General features: G+C 59.9%; 1 pseudogene. It reads right to left on the reverse strand.

The features are described from left to right. A pseudogene (locus AB4059_RS15950) lies at positions 1-309 on the reverse strand (hypothetical protein); the annotation flags it as partial.

Raw genomic sequence — 309 nt, forward strand, 5'->3', positions numbered from 1 at the left:
CTTCCCAGCGCATCGGTGTGCTGGTACTTGACGACATGGTTGCTCGCCCCAATCGGCGTCTCGCGAATCGCCACAAGTCTGCTGCCCAGATAGAAATAGGCGTGAAGCTTGTTTTTACGTGAATCGTGCTGGTAACGCAGCACGCCGCCCTGATCGTAGTGCGACAGGATGTTGCCGTTCGGATACCCCGGCGCCCAAGCCATGGCTCGGCGGCCGTGGCCGTCATAGCGATAGCTTTCCTTGCCGGTGACGGCTCGCAGGCGATTGCCGAAGTCGAAGTCGAAGTCCTGCCCGTTCTTGTTGTCGAGG

Source organism: Lysobacter sp. 2RAF19 (assembly GCF_052115395.1).
In the GTDB taxonomy this organism is placed as follows: domain Bacteria; phylum Pseudomonadota; class Gammaproteobacteria; order Xanthomonadales; family Xanthomonadaceae; genus Noviluteimonas.